Annotated in this window: 18 protein-coding genes; 6 read left to right on the top strand and 12 right to left on the bottom strand. The window is 68.8% G+C overall.

Features of this window, described 5'->3' with window-relative positions; genetic code table 11:
• Positions 1-11: 11 nt before the first annotated feature.
• A complete protein-coding gene (locus APY03_RS39455; protein WP_068686266.1) occupies positions 12-878 on the bottom strand; it encodes a dioxygenase family protein in 867 nt (288 codons plus the stop codon).
• Positions 879-1013: 135 nt separating this feature from the next.
• Between APY03_RS39455 and APY03_RS39450 the strand changes: the two genes are divergently transcribed.
• Positions 1014-2039 carry a LacI family DNA-binding transcriptional regulator gene (locus tag APY03_RS39450; RefSeq protein ID WP_068686264.1) on the top strand — a complete coding sequence of 342 codons (1026 nt, stop codon included), beginning with the start codon at positions 1014-1016 and terminating at the stop codon, positions 2037-2039.
• 54 nt (positions 2040-2093) lie between these two features.
• On the opposite strand, the gene APY03_RS39445 is transcribed toward APY03_RS39450, so the two are convergent.
• Complete coding sequence (locus APY03_RS39445; protein WP_068686262.1) at positions 2094-2315, bottom strand: DUF1127 domain-containing protein; 222 nt, start codon at positions 2313-2315, stop codon at positions 2094-2096.
• An 88-nt stretch (positions 2316-2403) separates the two neighbouring features.
• Here APY03_RS39445 and APY03_RS39440 point away from each other — a divergent pair, with 88 nt between their 5' ends.
• Complete coding sequence (locus APY03_RS39440) at positions 2404-3288, top strand: LysR family transcriptional regulator (RefSeq protein WP_068686259.1); 885 nt, start codon at positions 2404-2406, stop codon at positions 3286-3288.
• 52 nt (positions 3289-3340) lie between these two features.
• Here APY03_RS39440 and APY03_RS39435 read toward each other — a convergent pair whose 3' ends face one another.
• From APY03_RS39435 to APY03_RS39415, 5 genes are all read right to left on the bottom strand, one after another.
• Complete coding sequence (locus APY03_RS39435) at positions 3341-4255, bottom strand: glutaminase (protein WP_068686256.1); 915 nt, start codon at positions 4253-4255, stop codon at positions 3341-3343.
• 42 nt (positions 4256-4297) lie between these two features.
• Positions 4298-5227 (bottom strand): DMT family transporter, encoded by a 930-nt coding sequence (locus APY03_RS39430; RefSeq protein ID WP_068686254.1) that lies wholly within the window; start codon positions 5225-5227, stop codon positions 4298-4300.
• A gap of 123 nt (positions 5228-5350) precedes the next feature.
• Positions 5351-6757 (bottom strand): amidohydrolase family protein, encoded by a 1407-nt coding sequence (locus APY03_RS39425; protein ID WP_068686252.1) that lies wholly within the window; start codon positions 6755-6757, stop codon positions 5351-5353.
• Between the two features lie 21 nt (positions 6758-6778).
• Positions 6779-7528, bottom strand: a complete 750-nt coding sequence (locus tag APY03_RS39420) for a sulfite exporter TauE/SafE family protein (RefSeq protein WP_232081201.1) — start codon at positions 7526-7528, stop codon at positions 6779-6781.
• Between the two features lie 16 nt (positions 7529-7544).
• Positions 7545-8534, bottom strand: coding sequence for a Bug family tripartite tricarboxylate transporter substrate binding protein (locus APY03_RS39415; protein WP_068686250.1), 990 nt, complete (start codon positions 8532-8534; stop codon positions 7545-7547).
• Between the two features lie 122 nt (positions 8535-8656).
• Here APY03_RS39415 and APY03_RS39410 point away from each other — a divergent pair, with 122 nt between their 5' ends.
• Positions 8657-9376: a GntR family transcriptional regulator gene (locus APY03_RS39410; RefSeq protein WP_068686248.1), complete on the top strand. Its 720-nt coding sequence runs from the start codon at positions 8657-8659 to the stop codon at positions 9374-9376.
• A gap of 3 nt (positions 9377-9379) precedes the next feature.
• On the opposite strand, the gene APY03_RS39405 is transcribed toward APY03_RS39410, so the two are convergent.
• Together APY03_RS39405 and APY03_RS39400 are read right to left on the bottom strand one after the other, a co-directional pair.
• Positions 9380-9823, bottom strand: coding sequence for a flavin reductase family protein (locus APY03_RS39405; RefSeq protein WP_443082874.1), 444 nt, complete (start codon positions 9821-9823; stop codon positions 9380-9382).
• A gap of 129 nt (positions 9824-9952) precedes the next feature.
• Positions 9953-11182, bottom strand: coding sequence for a nucleoside recognition domain-containing protein (locus APY03_RS39400; protein WP_068686246.1), 1230 nt, complete (start codon positions 11180-11182; stop codon positions 9953-9955).
• 78 nt (positions 11183-11260) lie between these two features.
• Between APY03_RS39400 and APY03_RS39395 the strand changes: the two genes are divergently transcribed.
• The gene (locus APY03_RS39395; RefSeq protein ID WP_068686244.1) at positions 11261-12802 is read left to right on the top strand and encodes an alkaline phosphatase D family protein; all 1542 of its coding nucleotides are present in this window, start codon (positions 11261-11263) and stop codon (positions 12800-12802) included.
• A gap of 6 nt (positions 12803-12808) precedes the next feature.
• On the opposite strand, the gene APY03_RS39390 is transcribed toward APY03_RS39395, so the two are convergent.
• Positions 12809-13639 (bottom strand): metallophosphoesterase, encoded by an 831-nt coding sequence (locus APY03_RS39390; RefSeq protein ID WP_068686242.1) that lies wholly within the window; start codon positions 13637-13639, stop codon positions 12809-12811.
• A gap of 25 nt (positions 13640-13664) precedes the next feature.
• Here APY03_RS39390 and APY03_RS39385 point away from each other — a divergent pair, with 25 nt between their 5' ends.
• Positions 13665-13937, top strand: coding sequence for a hypothetical protein (locus APY03_RS39385; protein WP_068686240.1), 273 nt, complete (start codon positions 13665-13667; stop codon positions 13935-13937).
• On the opposite strand, the gene APY03_RS39380 is transcribed toward APY03_RS39385, so the two are convergent.
• On the bottom strand, positions 13934-14908 hold the full coding sequence (locus APY03_RS39380) for a LysR family transcriptional regulator (RefSeq protein ID WP_068686344.1): 975 nt from the start codon (positions 14906-14908) through the stop codon (positions 13934-13936). The genes APY03_RS39385 and APY03_RS39380 overlap by 4 nt on opposite strands.
• Positions 14909-15015: 107 nt before the next feature.
• Here APY03_RS39380 and APY03_RS39375 point away from each other — a divergent pair, with 107 nt between their 5' ends.
• On the top strand, positions 15016-15498 hold the full coding sequence (locus APY03_RS39375) for a hypothetical protein (protein ID WP_068686238.1): 483 nt from the start codon (positions 15016-15018) through the stop codon (positions 15496-15498).
• A gap of 59 nt (positions 15499-15557) precedes the next feature.
• Here the strand turns inward: APY03_RS39375 and APY03_RS39370 are convergent, their stop codons facing one another.
• Positions 15558-17405 carry a phosphoenolpyruvate carboxykinase (GTP) gene (locus APY03_RS39370; protein ID WP_068686236.1) on the bottom strand — a complete coding sequence of 616 codons (1848 nt, stop codon included), beginning with the start codon at positions 17403-17405 and terminating at the stop codon, positions 15558-15560.
• Positions 17406-17524: the final 119 nt, after the last annotated feature.

Here is a 17524-nt window from a genome sequence, read left to right as displayed (position 1 = left end):
AGGAAAGGAAATCAGGGAATCGGCGGGCGGGGAAACTTCATCTCGCCGGGTTCCAGCACGAAGTCGTGCGCGAGCGTGGCGGCCTGGCCGTCTCGCTGCGCCTCGAACCGGCCGATCAGCCGGCGGGTGACGCCGAACACCGGGTCGCTTTCGAGGTTCTCGTCGTCGTCGGCGAAGACCTGCGTGATCAGCACCTTGTGGCCGGGCTTGCTCACCATGAAGTGCAGGTGCGCCGGCCGGTTGGGATGCCGCTGCTGCGCGCGCAGCAGCACGCCGCAGGGGCCGTCGGTGGGCACCGGATAGCCCGCCGGGCGGACGGTGCGGAAATGGAAACGGCCCTCGGCATCGGTCTCGAAGCGGCCGCGCAGGTTCATGTCGTCCTGCCGCGGATCCTGGTTCTCGTAGAGGCCCACGGGCGAGGCCTGCCAGGTGTCCACGATGGCGCCGGCGATCGGCCGACCCTGCGTGTCGCGCACCACGCCCGTGACCTCCAGCGGCACCCCGGGTGTTTCGCAGCGCGCGATCGACTCGCCGGTCCGGCACAACGGTGCATTGGCACGCCAGAAGGGGCCGAGCAGCGCTGCGTGCGACTCGCCCTGCGGGTCCTGGTTGTTCAGCAGGGCGACCAGTGTGGAGACTCCCAGCAGGTCGGCGGCCAGGACCACCTCGTTCTTGTTCTCGCCAGTCGCCTGGCCGATGCCGACGATGAATTCCAGCGCGTGCTCGAACTCCTCCTCGGTCAGCCGCACTTCCTGGACGAAGGCGTGGAGGTGGCGGGTGAGGGCCTCCATCACGGTCCTCAGGCGCTCGTCGGGCGTGCGGGACATGGCGGCGGTCGCCATCGGGAGCACGGAGTCGGGGGTGGTCACGATGTTCATGGGTGCCTCTGGTTGTCTGCAAACGTTTGCAATTATGAGCGAGGAACAAATTCCAGCAAAATCGGGGTTTGCGAGAATCCCCTATGACAACGAGGCAATGCGTGCGCCCAAGGTCAAATCAATCGTTTGCATGAAATGAGCACCCATTTGTCTCCCCCGGTCACGATCCGTGACGTCGCGCACGCCGCTGGCGTGCACGTCTCGACCGTCTCGCGCGCCCTCAACCCGGACAAGCGCGGGATGATCAGCGAGGAAGTGTTGCGCGTCGTCGAGGAGGCGGCGCAGCGCCTGGGCTATCGGCCCAACCGTGCCGCTTCGGCTTTGCGCACCGGCCGCACCCACACCATCGGCGTGCTGGTGCCCGACATCACCAACCCGGTATTCCCGCCCATCCTTCAGGGCATCGAAGCCAGCGCCGCGGCGCGCGGCTACTTCGTGTTCGTGACCAACGTGATGGACCACGCGCTGGCGCGCCCGGTGGTCGAACGCATGCTGGCGCAGCAGGTGGACGGGCTGGTGATGGCGATCGCCACGCGCGACGACCCGCTTGTCGACTACCTGCAGAAGGCCGGCATGCACACCGTCCTGGTGAACCGCGCCGACGAGAGCGGGCGTCTCCCCGCGGTGGTCAGCGACGACCGCCTGGCGATGAAGCTGGCGGTGGACCACCTGGTTGCGTGCGGCCACCGGCGCATCGCGCACCTGGCCGGGCCGCAGAACGTGCCAACCGGCGTGGCCCGGCGGCAGGGCGTCGAGCAGGCGCTGCGCGATCGCGGACTGGAGTTGGCCGCCGTCGTCGAATGCGAGAGCTACAGCCGCGAAGCGGGTCGGCACGCCATGGAGCAACTGCTCGCGCAGCATGAGCGGCCCGAGGCCGTGGTGTGCTGCAACGACCTCGTGGCGCTGGGCGCCTACGACCTGCTGCGCGCGCAGGGCCTGCGCGTGCCGCAGGACATCTCGATCACCGGCCACAACGACATGCCGCTGGTCGACATGGTCGATCCGCCGTTGACCACCATCCGACTGCCGCACCGCGAGCTGGGCTGGCGCGCGGCCGAGATGCTGTTCGACGAAATCGAGGGCAAGGCACTGTCGGCTTCCACCGTGGTGCTGCGGCCTGAGCTGGTGGTGCGGGAGTCGACGCGGCGGGTCACGCCGTAGCGTTCATCGCCGACGAGTGCAAGCGCGGTGCGCGCTGCGCCCGCACTCACCCCCTTAGCGCCGTGTGCCGAGGTCCGTGTGTGCATGCGGTACGCCTCGCAGCAGGGCCGGAACCTCGCTGCGGCCGATGCCCAGGTCGAGCAGCTCCCGCGCGCTCATCGCTGCGAGCTGCAGCGCCTGCCGCCGCACCCGGCGGCGTGCTGCCAGCCGCACGAGGCCTTCGGCCAACGCCTGTCTCAGCGATTCGGTCAAAGGCAGTTGCTTCTTCAGTTCCATCCTCGTCTCCTGTCATCGAGTCCGATGGTGCAGTTACGCGTGCTATTGTGGAAGTCGAGATTTCTGAAGCCAACAATCAGCATTCCTGATGCGACAGCTGAACCTCGATCAAGTCCGCACCCTGGTTGCCATCGCCGACCTCGGCACCTTCTCCGCCGCCGCGCAGGCACTTCACCTTGCGCAGCCCACCGTGAGCCTGCATGTCAGCGAGCTGGAGTCGCGCCTGGGCGCACTGCTGGTCGTGCGCGGCGCGCGGCGTGTCACGCCCACGCCGGCCGGCGCCTTGCTGGTGGAGCGTGGCCGGCGCCTGTTGCGCGACGCAGATGACGCCATCGACGCGGTGCGGCGCCAGCACCAGGGGCTGGCAGGTCGGGTGCGCATCGGCTGCAGCACGACCAGCGTGGTGGTCGACCTGCTGCCGCCCGTCTTTCACGCGCTGCTGGAGCGCTACCCCGACATCGTGCTCACGCCGAGCTTCCTCGGGTCCGAGTACTCGGTCGCGGGCATCCTGGCCGGCACGCTCGACCTGGCCATCATTGCGCTGCCGCAGCCGGCGATGCCGGGCCTGGCGCTCAAGCCCTGGCGCCAACATTCGATGATGGCCTTCCTGCCGGCGCGCTGGCAGGTGCCGCGCCGCGTCACACCCGCATGGCTGGCACAGCACCCGCTGATCATGAACGAGCCGGGTTCGCGCATGTACGCACTGACCATGGAGTGGTTCGCCCGCGGCGGCTTCGCACCGCGCGCACGCATCGAGCACGACTACGACGTCGCCATGCGCGGACTGGTGGCGGCGGGCTACGGAGTGGCGCTGCTGCCGGCACCCGACAAGGGAACGGTCGCCGACGCGCATGTGCAGACGCGACCGCTGAGCCCGAAGCTCACGCGGCACCTGGCCATCGCGTACCGCGCGCAGGGCGCCCTGGACGGCGCGACGCAGCGGGTGATCGACACGCTGCTGGAGTTCGGCTAGGCGTTGCAGCCGACGAGGCGTCTGCGGCCCAGGCGCCTGGATCAGGCTGTGCTCAGAACACCGACAGCCCGGTCCTTGCGACGAACAGCTCGAGTGCCTTCAGGCCCAGCAGCGAATTGCCCGTCGCGTCGAGCGCCGGCGACCAGACGCACAGCGTGAGCTGGTCGGGCACCACCGCGACGATGCCGCCGCCCACGCCGCTCTTGCAGGGCAGGCCGATCGAGAAGGCGACGTCGCCGGCGGCGTCGTAGGTGCCGCAGGTCAGCATCAGCGCGTTGATGCGCCGTGTATGGCGCTCGGTGGTGATATCGGACTCGCCGGCGCGCGGGTGCCGGCCGTCGCGGCACAGGAAGCCGGCTGCCCGCGCCAGCTGCACGCTGCTCATGCGCAGCGCGCACTGGCGGAAGTAGAGGTCGAGCACGGCCTCGACGGCGTTGTCGAGCTTGCCGAAGCTCTTCATGAAGTTGGCGAGCGCGTAGTTGCGATAGCCCGTGGCCGCCTCGGAGGCTGCCACCTCGGGGTCGAAGCCGATCGGCTCGCCGCACAGGCTGTGCATCAGCGCCAACAGCTCCGCCTTGGCATCGCCGCGGCTCAGCAGCCGGTCCGCGACCGCGATGGAGCCCGCATTGATGAACGGATTGCGTGGCTTGCCCTGCTCGCTCTCGAGCTGCACCAGGGAGTTGAAGGGATTGCCCGATGGCTCGCGGCCGATGCGCTCCCACAGCGCATCGCCCAGGTGCCGCATCGCCAGCGTGAGGGTGAAGAGCTTGGAGATGCTCTGGATCGAGAAGGGCGTGGCGGCATCGCCGGCCGCGGCCTCCTCGCCCTGGCAGGTGCGAAGGGCGATGCCGAACTGCTGCGCCGGCACCCGCGCGAGCGCCGGGATGTAGCTGGCCACCGCGCCAGCCTGGCCCAGCAGCGGGCGGATCTCTTCATTGATCTCGTCGAGCAGAGGCTGGAAGTTCATCGCTTGCGTGCCGGTGTGTCGTGCAGGTCGAAGGAATTCTCTTCAGTTTGCACGGGGGACGGTGTCGGCTTGCGTCGCCGGGCTCGTGCGCCGGTTCACCAGCACGATGCCCAGCGCCACGCCCGCCAGGGCCAGTACCAATTGCAGCGTGAGCGGTTCGTCGAGCAGCACCACGCCGAACACCAGCGCGAACAGCGGGGTGAGGAAGGTGAAGGAGGAGATGCGCGTGGCCGGGTAGTGCCTGAGCATCCACATCCAGGCCAGGTAGCTGGCGAAGGCGCCGATCGCGGTCTGCAGCGAGATCGAGAACCAGGCGTAGCTCGAGTAGGCGAAGCCCCAGCGCTCGCCGAGCGCCAGCGACAGCACGGGCGACACCGCCGCCGTGACCGCGATCTGGTAGAAGAGCGTCTTCTCGGCGCTGGCGGTGGCGAGGCGCGTGGTGCGGATCGCGAGCGTTGTCAGGCCCCACAGCACGCCGCCCCCGAGGCCCAGCGCGTCGCCGAGCAACTGGCCGGAGCTGCTGTGGCCGAAGCTCTCGCTGAAGGCCACCACCACGCCGGCGAAGGCGATCGCGAGGCCCAGCCACTGCACGCCGCGCAGCCGCTCGGCCGGCACGAAGCGCGGCAGCAGCAGCGCCACCACGAAGGGCGCGGTGTAGAGGAACACCGTGAGCCGCGATGCTGTCGTGTGCTGCAGCCCGATGTAGATGCAGACGAACTCGCCCGCGAACAGCAGGCCGGCAAGCAGGCCGCCTCCGAGCGTGCCGTCGCGCCCGAACAGCGGCACGCGGCGCCTCAGGCACCACAGCCACAGCAGCAGGACCGCGCCTGTCATGCGGATCGAGGCCTGCCACAGCGGCGGCACCTCGGCCACGGTGGTCTTGATCAGGATCTGCTGCAGGCCCCAGAAGGCGCAGCAGGCGAGCAGCAGTGTGGTGGCGCGGGTGTCGAGGTGGTTCTTGCGGTCGGTCATTGTTCGCTTTTCTTCTCGGGGCTGGCGCAGGTCGCTGCGCAGGGCAGGGCGAGCAGTGCCCCGAGCGCGCCGCGGCACAGGCGCGAAGGCTTGCGCCAATCGTAGCCCGCCCGTGTGAAAGCTTCAGGCGGAGTCGCCGGGGCGCTGCCGGGCGCGGTGCAGATCGGCGACCGGATGCACGCGCTGGATCGGCGCGCGGCTGACATCGCGTCGCGCGATCGTCGCTACCTCGCGCATCAGCGCACGGGCGTCCCAGTCGACCGGCCACCCCTTCCACAGGCGCAGCGCGCCGTGCACGAACACCGCCTCGACCTGGTCGCGGTTCGCGAAACGCACCAACTCCCAGCTCAGGTCCCAGCTCGGCACGAACTCGGGCACGTCCAGGTCGAGCAGCAGGAAGTCGGCGGCCAGGCCCTCTGCAATGCGGCCGGTGAGCGCGCCCAGGCCGGCGGCCGCGGCGCCGCGGTGCGTCGCGTGGTCGAGCCAGAGCCAGCCCCCGCCGCAGGAGGAGTCTCCGTTCGCCAGGCCCTGCGTGAGGCGCTGCGTCGCCTCGGCAGCGTCCATGAGGCGGAAGCCGTCTGCGCGCGTGCCGTCGGTGCCGAGGCCGAAAGGCACGCCAAGCACTTCGAGCAGGCCGGCGTCGAGCACGGCATTGCCTTTCCATTGGCTGGCCACGGGGTTGTAGGCCACCGCGGCACCGCTGTCGCGCAAGAGGCCCAGTTCGCGCGGGGTCAGCAGCGTGGCATGGGCCAGCAGGGCCGACGCGTTGAGCGCGCCGCAGGCCTGCAGCACTTCCAGCGGGCGCAGGCCGCGTGCGACGAGCGAGCGCTCGACGGCCGCCAGGTGTTCGTTGACGTGCGTCTGGAAGCGCCGGCCGCTTTCGAGCGTCAGCGCGGCGACCGCGCGCAGCATGCGGTCGGTCGCGGCCTCGGGGATCGAGATCGCGAGCGACGGGTGCACGAGAGGGTCGTGTTCGAGCCGCGCGAGGAAGGTGGGGGCCGCATCGAGGATGCGGCGGGCCGCGGCCTCGTCGCCTTCCAGCCCCGCGTCGTTGCAGATCATGCCCAGCACGCAGCGGATGCCGGCGTCGCGCGCTGCGCTCGCCACCGCATCGAGGCCGGCTTCGGAGCGCGTGCCCGCATCGACCACCGTGGTGAAGCCGCCGCGCAGCGATTCCAGTGCCGATAGCTTGGCGCAAAGATAGGCGGCGTCGGCGTCGAGCGTGGCCTCCATCGGCACCCAGATGCGGCGGAAGATCTCCGAAGGCTCGCCGAAGGCCAGTGCCTTGCCGAAGGACTGGGTGAGGTGGGTATGGGTGTCGATCAGGCCCGGCATCAGCAGGCGCTGCGGCAAATCGATCGCCGCCAGGCCCGGATGCGCGGCGCGCACTTCGGCGAGCGGGGCCACCTGCGCGAAGTATCCGTCGCGCACCACGACGCCGAGGCCCTGGCGAGGGCCGTCGGGCAGCATCACCCACTCGGGCGCCAGCAGCAGCGGCTGGCCTGATTGCAGGAGTTCGGGAGACAGCATGGTGTTTCGTTGAATGATCGGTCAGGCCAGGAGCAGCCAGGCAAACCAGGCGCCCACGGCCAGCAGCAGCAGCGAGACGAAGCGCTGCAACTGCCGCATGTCGAGGCCGGCGGCGGCGCGCTGCCCGGCGATGGAGCCTGCCAGCATCAGCAGGCCGCACAGGGCCGCCAGCCGGAGGTCGAGGCGGCCTTCGATCGCATGCACCGTACTGCTGGCCAGGGCCACGGGAAGTTGCACGGCCTGCGCGGCCACCACCGCAAAGCCGACCGGCTGGCGCAGCAGCATCAGCAGCGGCAGGACCAGCACCGGACCACCCGTGCCCGTGAGCGCGGAGCCGATTCCGACCGCCACGCCGAGCACGAGCAGCACCGGCGTGCCGAGCGGTGCCGCGGGCTCCGATGCCGTCGCCGAGGCGCGCAGCCCGCGCCAGCCCGAGAACAGCACCAGCAGGGTCACCCCGGTCATCAGCGCGGCGGCGGGCAGCCAGCGCACCAGCAGCGCGCCTGCGGCCGCGCCCGCGAGCGCGCCGGCCAGCAAGGGAACGCAGCGCGAGGCCTGCGAGCGCTCGCGCATGAGCGGACGGAGGGCGACCAGGGCCGGCAGCGCGAAACCCAGCGAGGCGGCGGCGATGGCCTGCGGCAGTGGCACCTCCCCGAGCTTGGTCAGCACCGGTACCAGCAGCACGCCGCCGATGCCGCTCGCGCCGATCAGGCCGCCGGCCAGCAGCACGGCGGGCAGCACGATCCAGGCACTGGCGAGCGACATCAGCATGGGAATGATCTTGCTTCTATTCGACCTTGATGCCGGCGGTCTGCACCACGCCTGCGATGGTCTTGCGCTCCTTGGCCAGGTAGTCGGCGAAGGCAGGGCCGGCGATGAGCTGGGGCTTGACGGCGATTTCGCCGAGCTTGCGGATGACCTCCGGGTCCTTGAGCGTTGCATCGAGGGCGCTGACCCACGCCGCCGTCACCGCAGCCGGGGTGCCGGCCGGGGCGAGGACGCCGAGCCAGGCATCCATCTCCATCCCCTTGAGTTCGGGCGACTCCGCGAGTGTCGGGATCGCCGGGGCGATCGCCGCGCGAGCCAGCGAGGTGACTCCAAAGGCCTTGACCTTGCCGTCCTTCACGAAGGGCAGCGCCAGCGAGAGTGGCAGCACCGCGAGATCGACCTGTCCGCCGGCCACGTCGGTCAGCACCTGCGGGCCCGACTTGTAGGGCACGTGCATCAGGTCGATGCCCGCGCGCTGCTTGAACATCTCGGCCGTGATGTGCAGCGACGTGCCGACGCCGTCGGTGCCGAAGTTGAGCTTGCCGGGCTGCGCCTTCGCGAGCTGGATCAGCTCGGCGGTGGTGCGGGCGGGCAGGGCGGGCTTGCCGATCAGCACGAAAGGCGAGGTGCCCACCGTCGCGACGGGGGCGAAATCCTTGAAGCTGTCGTAGCGCACTGCAGACGGAGCCACCAGCGGCGCCACGTTGAGCGGGCTCGCCACCGCGAAGAGCAGGGTGTAGCCGTCGGCGGGCGAGCGCGCCACCCGCTGCGTGCCGATGGTGCCGGCCGCGCCCGCTACGTTCTCGATCACGACCGGCTGCTTGAGATGCTCGCCCAGCTTGGCGGTGAGCAGGCGCGCCGTGGCATCGACGCCGCCGCCGGCGGCGAACGGCACAATCAGCGTGATCGGCTTGGCGGGATAGCTCTGCGCCTGGGCCGCGGCGGTGCCGGCGGCAAGCGTCAGCGCCGCGACGGCGGAGCGGATGAAGAAGGCTCGGGCTGCGGACATGGTCGTTTCCTTGGTCGGTGAATGAACGGAAAGAAGCACCCTGGCGGTGCAGAATCTACTTGTTATGACAAGTTATGACAAGCGACGCAAGTCGCATGCCAGCGTCGGCGTCAAGGCTATCGATGTCTGAGCTTCCCCAGTCCTTGCACGCGCAGTTGCGTGACGCGCTGCGCGCCCGCATCCTCGACGGTGACCTGGCACCTGGGGCCAAGCTGCCTTCCGAATCCGAGCTGACGGCTGCGCATGGCGTCAGCCGCATCACGGTGCGGCAGGCGCTGGGCGCCTTGCAGGCTGAGGGCCTGATCGTCAAGCTGCACGGAAAAGGTGCCTTCGTGTCCCATTCGAAGGCGTCCCAGAGCCTCAACCGGCTGCAGGGGCTGAACGAGGCGCTGGCGCTGGAACAGCATGCGGTCAGCAGCAAGCGGCTCGCGTGGCGCGAGGTGAAGGCCCCGGCGGCGGTGGCGCGCCAGCTGCAGTTGCCGGCCGGCGAGACGGTGTATCACCTGCAGACGTTGCGCTACCTGGACCGCGAGCCGCTGTCGGTCAACAGCTCCTGGCTGCCACGCTTCCTGGGCGAGCGGCTGGCGCGCGTCGATTTCTCGCAGCGCGACCTGATCGAGGTGTTCGAGCACGAGGGAGGCCTCGAGATCGGCGAGGCCCAGCTCGAGATCGGCGCCGGCCTGGCCAAGCCGCAGGAGGCGAAGCTGCTGCAGCTCAAGCCCGGCGCGCCTGTGTTGCAGGTGGAGCGGCTGCTGCACCTGGCCGGCGGCGGCCCGGTGCATGTGGAGACCGCGGTCTACCGGGCCGACACCTTTCGCTACAAGCTCAGCCTCCGGCGCTGAGCCCTAGAGGGGGTGCTCTGTGTAGAAGCGCCCACCGTGGAACAGCAGCGGCGAGGCGCCGGGGCTGTGCGTGCAGCGCTCGACCTCGCCGACGAAGATCACGTGGTCGCCCTCGTCATAGCGGCTGCGGTTGAAGCATTCGAAGCTCGCGGCCACGCCTGCCAGCACGGGTGCCCCGCCGAGGCCTTCGGTAAAGGCGACGTCGGCCCAGCGGTCCACGTCCTTGGTGGCGAAACGCTCGGCCAGGTCCTTCTGGTTCGAGGCCAGGATGTTGATCGCGTAGTGCGAGCCGGTGCTGAGCGCGGCCATCGAGGCCGCGCTGCGCGCCAGGCTCCACAGCACCAGCGGTGGGTCCAGCGACACCGAGTTGAACGAGTTGGCGGTGAGCCCCACCAATCGGCCGTTGGCTGCGCGGGCCGTGACGATGGTCACGCCGGTAGCGAACATGCCTAGAGCCCCGCGGAATTCGTCGGTCGTGAAGGAGGGCGAGTTCGCCTTGGCAGGAGCGGTCACGGGCAAGCTGGGAAGTGAGCGGCTATTCTGGCCGATCACCTCGACGGGCGCCGTCGCGCGGGTTCAGCCGAAGAACCAGTAGCCCACGCCGATCGCGCCCAGCACGCCGGCAAGCTCTGCCAGCAGCGCGCAGCCCACGGCATGCCGCGCCCGCTGGATGCCGACGGCGCCGAAGTACACGGCCAGCACGTAGAAGGTGGTCTCGGTACTGCCCTGGATGGTGGCTGCGACCTTCGCGGCGAAGCTGTCCACTCCCTGGCTCTGCATGGTCTCGATCAGCATCGCGCGCGCCGCGCTGCCGGAGAAGGGCTTGACCAGCGCCGTCGGCAGGGCGTCGATGAAGCGCGTGTCCCAACCCGTCAGGCCGACCGCCCAGCGGATGCCAGACAGCACCAGGTCCAGCGCGCCCGACGCCCGCAGAACGCCGACCGCACACAGCATCGCCACCAGATAGGGCAACAGGTTCTTCGCCACGTCGAAGCCTTCCTTCGCGCCCTCGACGAAGCACTCGTAGACCTTCACGCGCCGCAGCGCGCCGGCCAGCAGGAAGACCAGCACGATCCCGAACAGCGTGAGGTTGCCCAGCAGCGAGGAGAGCGAGGCCAGCGCCGTGGCCGAAAGCGTTGCCAGCAGCGCGATGAAGCCGCCGAGCAGCAGTGCGCCCGGCAGCAGGTAGGCAAGCACCACCGGGTCCCACAACCTGAGCCGCTGCACGAAGGCCACCGTGAGAAGGCCCACCAGCGTGGAACAGCTGGTGGCGAGCAGGATCGGCAGGAACACCAGCGTCGGGTCGGCCGCGCCCTGCTGCGCGCGGTACATGAAGATGGTGACCGGCAGCAGCGTGAGAGAAGAGGCGTTGAGCACCAGGAACAGGATCTGCGCATTGCTGGCCGTGGTCGCGCTCGGGTTGAGGCTCTGCAGCTCGCGCATCGCCTTCAGCCCGATGGGCGTGGCCGCGTTATCCAGCCCGAGCGCGTTGGCCGCGAAGTTCATGGTGATCAGCCCCAGCGCCGGATGACCCGCAGGCACTTCGGGCATCAGCCGCCGGAACAGCGGCCCCAGCAGCCGCGCAAGCCCGGCGACCAGGCCGGCCGCCTCGGCGATGCGCAGGAAGCCCAGCCACAGCGTGAGCGTGCCGAACAGCAGCACCATCACTTCGACCGAGAGCCTGGCCATGGCGAACAGGCTTTCGACCAGGGCAGCGAAGACTGCCGCATCGCCGCCGATCAGCCAGCGCGAGAATGCCGCCAGCGCTGCCGCCAGAAAAAAGCCGAGCCACAAGCCGTTGAGCACGCGTATCCCTTGCTGATGCTTCGAAGATGCGCGCGATCATAGGCGGCGACGCAGCGTCGCCTGTCCTGTAGAAAAGCCATGAACCTTCACCGTCGAGATCTGAATCGCGCCGCGCTGTGGCTCGCCCTGTGCGGCTGGTCGGCGGCGCGGCCTGCGCGCGCGCAGCCGGCGCCGCGCTGGCGTTCGAATCCCTTCACGCTGGGCGTCGCGAGCGGCCAGCCGCGGCCGGACAGTGTCGTGCTCTGGACCCGGCTGGCGGCCGAGGACGAGCCGGGGTTCGACGACCTGCAGCGCTGCGCCGTGCGCTACGAGGTCTTCGGCGACGCCGAGCTCAGGCGCCCCATCGCGCAGGGCGAGGTGCAGGCCGAGGCCGCGCACGCCTTCAGCGTCCACGTGCACGCCCGGGGCCTGGCGCCGCAGCGCGAGTATTGGTACCGCTTCAGCTGCGGCGATGCGCAGAGCCCGGTCGGCCGCACGCGCACGGCGCCTGCCGCGGATGCGGCGGTGCCGCGGCTGCGCTTCGCGCTCGCCTCCTGCCAGAACTACGAGCATGGCTACTACGCGGCGCATGGCGAAATCGCAACGCGCGAGCTCGACTTCGTGCTCTTCGCCGGCGACTACATCTACGAAGGCAGCAGCCAGGGCCCGGTGCCGCGCCGGCATGGCGCGCCCATCCCGGTGACGCTGGAGGAATACCGCGCGCGCCATGCGCTCTACAAGCGCGACGCCGACCTGCAAGCCGCGCATGCAGCCCACCCCTGGATCCTGACCTGGGACGACCACGAGGTGGTGAACGACTACGCGAACGACCGCGACCCGGCGTATACCGAGCCCGCGCTCTTCCTGCAACGGCGCGCTGCGGCCTACCGGGCGTATTTCGAGCACATGCCGCTGCTGCTGCCGCCGCAAGGGGCCGCGATGCGCATCCACGACCGCTTTGCCTGGGGACGGCTCGCCGAGCTCTGGACGCTGGACTGCCGCCAGTACCGCAGCCACCATGCCTGCCCCGACCCGGCACGCGACTGGGGCCGGCTGGTGATCGGCTGCGAAGCGCTGGCGGATCCGTCGCGCACCATGCTCGGTGCCGATCAGTCGCAGTGGCTGGCCCAGGGCCTGGCGGCATCCGGACGGCAGTGGAAGCTGCTGGGCCAGTCCTCCCAGATGAGCCCCACCAGCCTCGAGGCGCCGCGGGGCCGCCAGTTCTGGACCGACGGCTGGGACGGTTATCCCGAGGCGCGGCGCCAACTGCTGCAGGGCATCGGGGAGGGCGGCATTCGCGACGTGGTGGTGCTGGGCGGCGACGTACATCGATACGTCGCGGCCGACCTGCGCGTGGTGCCCAACGACCCGGCGTCGCCGGTGGTCGCCAGCGAGTTCGTGGGCGGCTCGATCAGCTCGCGCGGCGCCAGCCTGACCTCCATGGAATGGCTGCGGCGCGACAACCCCGACGTGGTGCATGCGCGCGGCGACGAGCGCGGCTATGCCTTCATCGAGGCCACCCCCAAGGCGATGCACTGCGAGTTCCGCGCCACCGCGCATCCTGCGGTCGCCGATGCGCGCTTTCACACCCAGGCGCGCTTCGCCGTCGAAGCGGGTCGCGCCGGCGTGAAGCCGGCCTGATCGCGCTCAGGCGACGCGACCCGGCCGCCTCGGCGGCACCTCGATGAGCAGGTCCGGCCTGAAACCCTCCTGTTCTCCCTTGGCCATGTAGCCCAGCGGGTTCGCTACCACCCGGCAACCGTCCTTTACATAGTCGAAGGCGCAATGCAGGTGCCCGTGCAGCCACAGGTCGGCGCGGGGCAGCAACTCGTCGAGCGAGTTGCAGAAACCAGCGGTGCCTGGGCTCAGCCCATAGCGGGGATCGGCGCTCGCCAGCGTCGGCGCGAAGTGTGTGACGGCCACGGTCGGACCCTGGAATTCCTGGGCCAGTGCCTGACGCAGCCAAGCCTGGCACGTGAGTGAGTGCTCTCTCAGCGGTTCGGCGAGGAAGATCTCGCCAGCGCGCATCGTCCCTGCTTTCTCGAGGTAGAAATTGGCGGCGCGCATGGCTTTGCCGCGCTTCTTCAGTGCCTCGCTCATGCTGTCGTCGTGCTCGACCAGCGCATCGAAGTCGGCCCAGAGGGTGGTGCCGATGAAGCGGATGCCGTCGATCACGCGCATTTCGCGCTCCAGCCACTGGATCTCCAGGGCTTCGCACAATTCGCGCAAGCGCTCGTGGGTCTGGTCGAAATCGGCGACGTCGTACTCGTGGTTGCCCGGCACATAGAGCACCGGAGTCGGCCAGCCGTGCCGGGGTGAGAAGCGGGTGAGACCGAAGTCGGGTTCGAGCAAGCGCGAACCCGACTGGTAGGAGCCGATATCGCCGGCCAGGACCAGCAGGTCGGCGCCGGGCGCCGGCGCAATCCGGAACTGAGGATGCACTTCCAGATGCAGATCCGAGAGCAACTGAAGCTTCATCGCGAAAGTCTAGGCGAATCTCCCCATGCACAAGGTGCATGAGAGCTCTCTGGAAATATTGGGGAAAACCCTTATTCTTGTTTCATCACTATTTTCAGCGCGGCCTTTCAGCCCCGCACACATCATGTTCAGCCTAGTTGCCCAAGTGGCACGCCTCTTTCGCTCCAATCACGTCGAGACCCCTTCGAGCCCGGCCGCCACCCTGATGGAACGCGCCGACTCCCGCGCCGGCCTGGACGCCCATGACGCGCAGGAATTGCGCGCCGCCGCAAGCGCCTGGCTCAGCGTCGTTCGCTAGGCAGGCCCACCCGGGGCGCCCGCAAAGGCAGCTCTCGCCGAGCGCAACAGCGCCTGCCGCAACCAGCCATGAGCGTGCCCGTGCTGCGCCCGGCGATGCCAGATGGCGTCCACGTGAACCAGGGGCTGCTGAAAGGGCAGTTCCTGCAGCACCAACTGCTCGTCGATGCCGGTCACCTTGACAAAATGACGGGGCAGCACGGTCAGCAGGTCCGAATTGGCCACCACACGGCCGGCCGTGAAGAACTGGTTCACGGTGACCACGATGCGCCGCTCCCGCCCCAGCGCACCGAGCGTCTGGTCGATGAAGCCGTAGGGCCGGCCCGAGAAGCTCACCAGCAGGTGCCGGGCGGCGCAGTACGCGTCGAGCGTCAGCGGCTGCCTCGCCAGCGGATGGCCGCGCCGCATCACGCAGACGTATTCGCCCACATAGAGCCGCTGGGTGTCGAACGGCAGCAGGGCGGCGTCGGACTGGCCACGGGCCGCAAGGTTGGCGATCACGGCCGGGAAGTAGCCAATGGCCATGTCCACCTCCTCGCTCTCGAGCAGGCGACGGGGGTCGCGGGTGGTCAGGGGCAGGACCCGCAGCGAGATGGCGGGGGCCTCTTCCTCGACGATCTTGACCAGCCCGGGAATCAGCTCCGCCGCAGTGGCATCAGCCATGGCGAGCACGAAGGTGTCGTCTGCGATGGCTGCATCGAATTCGCCCGGCGCGAGCGTGTGCTGCAGTTGCCGCAACGCACCGCGCACGGTCGGCCACAGTGCCAGCGCCCGCGGCGTGGGCTCGACGCCGGGGCCTGAGCGGCGCACCAATTCGTCGCCGAGCGTTTCGCGCAGGCGGCGCAGCGCATTGCTCACTGCCGGTTGCGTGATCGAGAGATTGCGTGCGGCGCGCGTGAGATTGCGCTCCGCCATCACCTCGTCGAAAACGCGCAGGAGGTTCAGGTCCAGTGTGCGAAAGTTGACATCCATCAGCGTCATGAATGATAGCCATCATGAAGCTAAAGTAGAAAAGCATTAGGGAAACCACTAATATCACGTCATCGGCTCCAGCCATCTGTCCTTAGGAGGGACCTCACATGACCAGCTTTGTCCACGTTGAACAACCGGCGACTCACCCGGGCGTTGCCCGCGCTGAAGCCGTCATCGAACACATCCGGGTTGCTCGCCGCAGCTTCGATGGCGCCCGCGGCCTGGCAGCTTTGCTGCTGGCGGCTATCGTCGCCTCGCTGCTCGTCGTCGCCGACACGCTCATCTCGACCTGGAACGACGGCGGCTTGCTCGTCGCCTGGCTCGTTCTGTGGGGAGTGGGTTTCGCAGCCATGGCCTTCTTCGCCGGCACCGCCCGCAGCCTGGCCGTTCGTGCCATGACGGCGGTTCGCGCGGCGGCACGCCGCCGCGCCGCAGCCCGCGCCGACGAGCAGTTCCTGGCCTATGCCAAGCAGGACCCGCGCATTCTTCGAGACCTGCAGGCGATCAGCACGCGCCAGGAAGCAGACTCGGCCGAAGTGCCGACCCTGTACTCCACGCTGCGCCGCGTGAACCTGGGCCAGTACTACTGATCGCGCCCCACCCATGAAAAAGCCGCCCTCGGGCGGCTTTTTTCTTTGGCAGGTCCTCGTCAGGCAGCCAGCCGCTGCTCGATCGCAGCCTTGGTGGCCGGCAATTCCTTCGGAAGATGATGCGCCAGCTGCTGGAACAGCTCCGCGTGCAGCTTCAGCTCGGCCTGCCAGGCTGCCTTGTCGATGTGCGTCACCGTGTCGAACTGCTCGGCGCTGAAGTCCAGGCCGGACCAGTTGAGGTCTTCGTAGCGCGGGCTGACGCCGAACACGTGCTCGCTGCCTTCGCCCTTGCCTTCGATTCGATCGATCATCCACTTCAGCACGCGCATGTTCTCGCCGTAGCCCGGCCAGACGAACTTGCCGTCCGCGCCCTTGCGGAACCAGTTCGTGGTGTAGATCCTGGGCAGGCGCGCGCCCGCGGCGTCGAGCCTCTTGCCCAGGTCCAGCCAGTGCTGGAAGTAGTCGCTCATGTTGTAGCCGGCGAAAGGCAGCATCGCGAATGGATCGCGCCGCACCACGCCCTGCTGGCCGCCAGCGGCCGCCGTGGTCTCGGAACCCATGGTCGCGGCCATGTAGACGCCCTCGACCCAGTTACGCGCCTCGGTCACCAGCGGCACGGTGGTCGACCGGCGGCCACCGAAGATGAAGGCGTCGATCGCCACGCCCTTGGGATCGTCCCAGGCTTCGTCGAGCGCCGGATTGTTGGACGCGGCGACCGTGAAGCGCGCGTTCGGATGGGCGGCCTTGGCCCCGGTCTCCTTCGCGAGGGCGGGCGTCCAGTCCTTGCCCTGCCAGTCGATCGCGTGGGCCGGAGCCTCGCCCATGCCTTCCCACCAGACGTCGCCGTCGTCGGTCAGCGCCACGTTCGTGAAGATCACGTCGCGGTCCAGGCTTGCCATGCAGTTCGGGTTGGTCTGGATGTTGGTCCCTGGGGCAACGCCGAAATAGCCGGCCTCCGGGTTGATGGCGCGCAGCTTGCCGTCGGCGCCGGGCTTGATCCAGGCGATGTCGTCCCCGATGGTCGTGACCTTCCATCCCTCGAAGCCGGCCGGCGGGATCAGCATCGCGAAGTTGGTCTTGCCGCAGGCACTGGGGAAGGCCGCAGCCACGTGGTATTTCTTGCCCTCGGGGTTGGTGACGCCGAGGATCAGCATGTGCTCTGCCAGCCAGCCTTCGTCACGCCCCATGTTCGAGGCGATGCGCAGGGCGAAACACTTCTTGCCCAGCAGCGCATTGCCGCCGTAGCCCGACCCATAGCTCCAGATCTCGCGGGTCTCGGGGTAGTGGACGATGTACTTGGTCTCGTTGCAGGGCCAGGCCACGTCCTTTTCGCCGGCCTGAAGCGGCGCGCCGACCGTGTGAACGCAAGGCACGAACTCGCCCTCGGTGCCCAGCACGTCGTACACGGCCTTGCCCATGCGGGTCATGATCTTCATGTTGACCGCCACGTACGGGCTGTCGGACAGCTCGATGCCGATGTGCGCGATCGGCGAGCCCAGCGGGCCCATGCTGAAGGGCACGACGTACATCGTGCGGCCCTTCATGCAGCCGTCGAAGAGAGGCTGCAGCGTGGCACGCATCTCGGCCGGCGCCATCCAGTTGTTGGTGGGGCCGGCGTCTTCTTTCTTCTCGGAGCAGATGAAAGTGCGGTCCTCGACGCGGGCGACGTCGCTCGGGTCGGAGCTCGCGAGGAAGGAGTTGGGCCGTTTCGCCGGGTTCAGCTTCTTGAAGGTGCCGGCGTCCACCAGCAACTGGCACAGGCGCTCGTACTCCTCCTGGCTGCCATCGCACCAGTGAATGGCTTCGGGCTTGCACAGCGCGGCCATGTCCGCGACCCAGGCGACCAGCTTCGCGTTCTTGACGTAGGCGGGTGCCTGTACGGCAAGGCCCTTCAATGGTGCGTTCATAGAAACTCCTAAGTTGAAAAATCGTCTTTTCGAACGGGGCTCGGGCGCCGGGCCGTCGAGGTCCGTTGGAAAAAACGTTTCAGTCTCGGAGAGTGGATCGTGCAGCCCGAGACGGGGCT

Origin of the sequence: Variovorax sp. WDL1, assembly GCF_001541225.1 — a bacterium.
Taxonomy (GTDB): Bacteria; Pseudomonadota; Gammaproteobacteria; order Burkholderiales; family Burkholderiaceae_C; genus Variovorax.
This window is presented reverse-complemented; position numbering and strand designations above follow the sequence as displayed.